The sequence below is a fragment of the Streptomyces anatolicus genome (assembly GCF_019400875.1).
Taxonomy (GTDB): Bacteria; Actinomycetota; Actinomycetes; order Streptomycetales; family Streptomycetaceae; genus Streptomyces; species Streptomyces anatolicus.
Map to the genome: position 1 here is coordinate 1 of NZ_WMBF01000442.1, position 5310 is coordinate 5310.

Genomic DNA, 5310 nt, shown 5'->3' on the forward strand with positions numbered 1-5310 from the left:
CGCCCCACCTCCCCCACACAGCAAGACACCGCACGGCACCGCCGCACACCGACACCGTCCCCGTCACCAGGAGTCCCCATGGCATCCGCACCTCTCGTCGCCGTCACCGGAGCGGAGGGCTTCATCGGCTCGCACCTCACCGAGGCCCTGGTCGCCTCCGGCCACCGGGTCCGCGCGATGGCGCAGTACAACTCCTTCTCCTCCTACGGCTGGCTGGAGACCCTGGCACCCGACGTGCTCGCCGAGGTCGAGATCGTCCTGGGCGACGTCCGCGACCCCGGCTCGGTCAACGCCCTCGTCGCCGGCGCCGACACCGTCTACCACCTGGCCGCCCTGATCGCGATCCCGTACTCCTACCAAGCACCCCACAGCTATGTGGACACCAACGTCACCGGCACCCTCAACGTCCTCGAAGCCGTACGCCACTTGGAGATCCCCCGCCTGGTGCACACCTCCACCAGCGAGACGTACGGCACCGCGCAGACGGTGCCGATCGCCGAGGACCACCCCATCAACACCCAGTCCCCGTACGCCGCTTCGAAGGCGGGCGGCGACCGGCTCGCCGACAGCTACCACGCCAGCTTCCGGACGCCCGTGGTCACCCTGCGCCCTTTCAACACCTTCGGACCGCGCCAGTCGATGCGGGCCGTCATCCCGACCGTCATCGGCCAAGTCGCCTCCGGCTCGCGGGAGATCACGCTCGGCGACCTGCGCCCCACTCGCGACTTCACCTACGTCGCCGACACCGCGCAGGCCTTCCTCGCCGTCGGCACCGCCCCCGCCGAATCCGTCGTGGGCCGCACGTTCAACGCGGGCACCGGCGGCGAGATCTCCGTGGGCGACCTGGTGCGGCTCATCGGCAAGGTGATGTCCGCCGACCTCGACGTGCGCGAGGACGAACAGCGCATCCGCCCCGCCGCCTCCGAGGTGATGCGCCTGGTCGCCGACGCGACGCGGCTGCGGGCGGCGACCGGCTGGGCCCCCGCCCACGACCTGGAGCAGGGCCTGGCCCGCACCGTCGAGTTCTTCCGCGACCCGGCCAACCTGGCCCGCTACAAGACCGACATCTACAACATCTGACGCCCGGCGCGACCGGCACCGCCTCACCACGGCTCAACTCACCCACTGCGCAAGGGAGAACGACCATGCACGCTGTCATCCTCGCCGGCGGCAAGGGCGTCCGGCTCCGGCCGTACACCACCGCGCTGCCCAAGCCGCTCGTCCCCATCGGCGACCAGCACGCCATCCTGGAGATCGTGCTGCGCCAGCTGGCGTCCGCCGGATTCTCCAGCTGCACCATCGCCATCGGCCACCTCGGCCACATCATCCGCGCCTACGTCGGCAACGGCTCCCGGTGGGGCCTGCGCGTCGGCTACTCCACCGAGGACAGCCCGCTCGGCACCATGGGCCCGCTCCTGACCATGATGGACCGGCTGCCCGAGCACTTCCTCGTGATGAACGGCGACATCCTCACCGACCTCGACTACGCGGACGTACTGAACAACCACCGCGCCTCGGGAGCGCCGCTGACCATCGCGACGTACGCCCGCGAGGTGCGCATCGACTTCGGCGTGCTCACCACCGAATCGGAGCGCGTGGTCGCCTTCACGGAGAAGCCGAGCATCGACTACCGCGTCTCCATGGGCGTGTACGGCGTCTCGCGCGACACGCTCGCCCCCTACACCCCGGGGCTCCCGCTCGGCTTCGACGAACTCGTCCTCGACCTACTGAAGTCCGAAACCCCGCCGCACGCCTACGAATTCGACGGCTACTGGCTCGACATCGGCCGCCCCGACGACTACGACCGGGCCAACGCGGAGTTCACCACCCACCGCTCCCTCCTCCTCAAGGGAGTGTGACCAGACCGTGCGCATACTCGTCCTTGGCTCCACCGGATATCTGGGCGGGCACATCGCCGAACGGCTGCGCGCCCTGCCCGGAGTGCGGCTGCTCCGCGGCGGCCGCGCCCCCGTCGACGACCACCGGATCGACCTGGCCACCAGCACCCCCGAGGCGCTTGCCGAACAGCTCGGCCGGGCCGCCCCGGACGCCGTGGTCAACTGCGCGGGCGCGGTCGTCGGCAGCACGCTCACCCTCGCCGAGGTCAACTCCCGTGGCCCGGCGGCCCTCTGTGAGGCGATGCGGGCCTCGGTGCCCACCGCGCGCCTGGTGCACATCGGCTCGGCCGCCGAGTACGGGCCGGGCGCGGTCGGCGAGCGGACCGCCGAGGACGCCCCCGCACGCCCCGTCACGCCGTACGGCGCCACCAAGCTGGCCGGCACCCTCGCCGTCCTGGAGACGCGGCTCGACGCCCTGGTGCTGCGGGTCACCAACCCGGTGGGCCCCGGCGCTCCCCCGGCCGGTCTCCCCGGCCGCCTCACCGCCGAGCTGAGCCGCGCGCTCGTGCGGACCCCGCACGGCGCGGTACGCGTCGGCGACCTCTCGGCGCACCGGGACTTCGTCGACGTACGCGATGTGGCGCAGGCCGTGGCGCTCGCGCTCGCCCTGCCCGGGCGGCTGCCCCGGCTGCTGAACATCGGCAGCGGCCGGGCCGCCCCGGTGCGCGACCTGGCCCACGGCCTGGCCGCCGCCGCGGGCTTCACCGGGGACGTGGAGGAGACGCTCGGCGCGGTGGGCCGTTCGACGGCGGTGCCCTGGCAGTGCTCCGACGTCACCGCGGCGGAGTGGGAGCTGGGCTGGCAGCCTCGGTTCACCCTGCGCGAGTCCCTTGCCGCGCTCTGGGCCGCGGACGGCGCGCCGCACCTCGCGCCGGTCACCGGGGAACCCCGATGACCCTGCTCGTCCCGCTCTACGTCCACCCGGCCGCGGACCCCGCGGCCTGGCGGGCGCTCGTGGCGGCCGCGCCCCGGCTGTACGGCGTCGTCCTCAACGCCGCCGACGGCCCGGGCGCGGCCCCGGACCCGGCCTTCGCCGACGCGGCGCGAGCGCTGCGGGAGGCGGGGGCGCGGGTCCTCGGGTACGTCGACACGGCCTACGGGCGGCGGTCACCGGAGGCGGTCGCCGACGACGTGGACCGGCACCGGTCCTGGTACGACGTGGACGGCTGCTTCCTCGACCAGGTCTCCCCCGGCCGCCGCGAGCTGCGGCACTGCCGGCGCCTGGTCCGCGCGGCGCGGGAGCGGGGCGCGCGGACGGTGGTGCTCAACCCGGGCGTGCATCCCGCGCCCGGGTACGCCCGCCTCGCCGACCTGCTCGTCACGTTCGAGGGGCACTGGTCGACGTATCTGCGCGCGTTCACCGCCCCGCCCTGGACGGCCCGGCACTCCCCCGAGCACTTCTGCCATCTCGTGTACGGCGTGCCGCCCGCGCTGGCCGGGCTCGCGGGGCGCACCGCCGTGCTGCGCGGCGCGGGGGTGCACTGCGCGGTGCCGGGGGCGGGGCCCAATCCGTGGACGCGGCCGCCGCACCTGTCGGACGCCGGGGGCGTTCCGTGACGTACCGGCCGGGTCGGCCCGCGCGTGGACGGGCCGACCTTTTTCGGACATTCTTCAGGCGGTTGTCTTCAGACAGCCGTGCGCGTGTGGACGTACTCCACGAGCCGGGTCAGCGCCTCGGGGTCGGTGGTCGGCAGGACGCCGTGGCCGAGGTTGAAGATGTGGCCCTCCAGGCCGCTCGCCGCGGCGAGCACCTCGTCCGTCTTGGCCTCGACGGCCTCGCGCGTGGAGAAGAGGACGGCCGGGTCGAGGTTGCCCTGGAGCGCCTTGCCGGGGCCGACGCGGCGCGCGGCCTCGTCCATCGGCACCCGCCAGTCGGCGCCCACGACATCGGCGCCCGCCTCGCCCATCAGCCCGAGCAGCTCGCCCGTGCCGACGCCGAAGTGGATGCGGGGCACGTCGTACGAGGCGACCGCGTCGAAGACCTTCGCCGACGCGGGCATCACCGAGCGGCGGTAGTCGGCGGGCGACAGCGCGCCCACCCATGAGTCGAAGAGCTGTACGGCGCTGGCGCCCGCCTCGATCTGCACCTTCAGGAAGGCGCTGGTGATCTCCGCGAGCCGGTCGAGCAGGTCGGCCCAGAGCTGCGGGTCGCCGTACATCAGCGCCTTGGTGTGCTCGTGGTTGCGGCTCGGGCCGCCCTCGACGAGGTAGCTCGCGAGGGTGAAAGGCGCTCCGGCGAACCCGATGAGCGGGGTGGCGCCCAGCTCACCCGTCAGCATCCCGATCGCCTCGGTGACGTAGTGGACGTCGTCCGGGGTGAGGTCGCGCAGCTGCGCGAGGTCGGCGCGCGAGCGGATGGGGTTCTCGACGACAGGGCCGATGCCGGGCTTGATGTCGAGGTCGACGCCGATCGCCTTCAGCGGTACGACGATGTCGCTGAAGTAGATCGCCGCGTCCACGTGGTGGCGGCGCACCGGCTGCAGCGTGATCTCGGTGACGAGGTCGGGCCGCATGCAGGACTCCAGCATGGCGGTGCCCTCGCGGACCTTGCGGTACTCGGGCAGTGAGCGCCCCGCCTGCCGCATGAACCAGACCGGCGTGTGCGGCACGGCCTCGCGCCTGCACGCCTTCATGAAGGGGGAGTCGTACGTCGCTGCGTTCTGCCGGCCCGTGGGGCTCTGGCTGTTGTTGGCACTCACGCGGAAAGTCTCGCACGTTGACCGGGGACCCCCTCACGGGTGTCTCTCCCTGCGCGGAGGCGCCGTTCCCCTTAACCTTCCCCGCATGGCTGCGGCTCAGGGACAACGGTCGGACGGCGCTGGAGAGATGGACGGTTCGGAGGGGAAAGTGGCGGACGCGGCTCCGCCGGCCTTCCGCGCGGCGGTCGAGGCGCTGCGGGAGGCACGGCTGCGGCCGGAGATCGAGATCGATCCGACGCGGCCGCCGCAGCGGCTCGCGCCGTACGCGTACGCGCTGGAGGCGGCGGTCGTGGACGGCGAGGAGGACCTCGCGGACGGGCGGCTCGTGCTGCTCCACGATCCGGCGGGGCACGACGCCTGGCAGGGCACGTTCCGGCTCGTGACGCTGGTGCGGGCGGAGCTGGAGCCGGAGATGGCGGCGGATCCGCTGCTGCCGGAGGTCTGCTGGTCGTGGCTGACCGGGGCGCTGCGCTCGCGCGGGCTCTCGGTCGGGGAGGCGAGCGGCACGGTGACCCGCGCGGGGTCGTACTACTTCGGGGGGCTTTCGGAGCGTCCGCCCGCCTCGCAGATCGAGATCCGGGCGTCCTGGACCCCTCGCGAGGGGGGCGGCGGGGTGCCGGACACGGGGGCGCATCTGGCGGCGTGGTGCGAGCTGCTCTGCCAGGTCGCGGGGCTGCCGCCGGTGGGGCCCGGCTCGGGGGACGGGTCGGTGG

The 5310-nt window shown here is 73.5% G+C and carries 6 protein-coding genes; 5 read left to right on the top strand and 1 reads right to left on the bottom strand.

All coding sequences use genetic code 11. The annotated features are described in order from the left end of the window. Positions 1 to 78 precede the first annotated feature (78 nt). From GKQ77_RS26970 to GKQ77_RS26985, 4 genes are all read left to right on the top strand, one after another. Entirely contained in the window at positions 79 to 1080 is a 1002-nt protein-coding gene (locus tag GKQ77_RS26970) for an SDR family NAD(P)-dependent oxidoreductase (protein ID WP_219691535.1), read from the top strand. 65 nt (positions 1081 to 1145) lie between these two features. Beyond that, the gene (locus GKQ77_RS26975) at positions 1146 to 1859 is read left to right on the top strand and encodes a nucleotidyltransferase family protein (RefSeq protein WP_219691536.1); all 714 of its coding nucleotides are present in this window, start codon (positions 1146 to 1148) and stop codon (positions 1857 to 1859) included. A gap of 7 nt (positions 1860 to 1866) precedes the next feature. Next, on the top strand, positions 1867 to 2793 hold the full coding sequence (locus GKQ77_RS26980) for an NAD-dependent epimerase/dehydratase family protein (RefSeq protein WP_219691537.1): 927 nt from the start codon (positions 1867 to 1869) through the stop codon (positions 2791 to 2793). Continuing rightward, positions 2790 to 3455 (top strand): spherulation-specific family 4 protein, encoded by a 666-nt coding sequence (locus tag GKQ77_RS26985; RefSeq protein ID WP_219691538.1) that lies wholly within the window; start codon positions 2790 to 2792, stop codon positions 3453 to 3455. Before GKQ77_RS26980 ends, GKQ77_RS26985 begins: the two co-directional genes overlap by 4 nt. A gap of 68 nt (positions 3456 to 3523) precedes the next feature. Here GKQ77_RS26985 and hemE read toward each other — a convergent pair whose 3' ends face one another. After that, positions 3524 to 4597, bottom strand: coding sequence for a uroporphyrinogen decarboxylase (gene hemE, locus GKQ77_RS26990; RefSeq protein ID WP_219691539.1), 1074 nt, complete (start codon positions 4595 to 4597; stop codon positions 3524 to 3526). 85 nt (positions 4598 to 4682) lie between these two features. Here hemE and GKQ77_RS26995 point away from each other — a divergent pair. Continuing rightward, a partial coding sequence (locus GKQ77_RS26995; protein WP_219691540.1) for a DUF3000 domain-containing protein occupies positions 4683 to 5310 on the top strand: 628 nt, incomplete at its 3' end.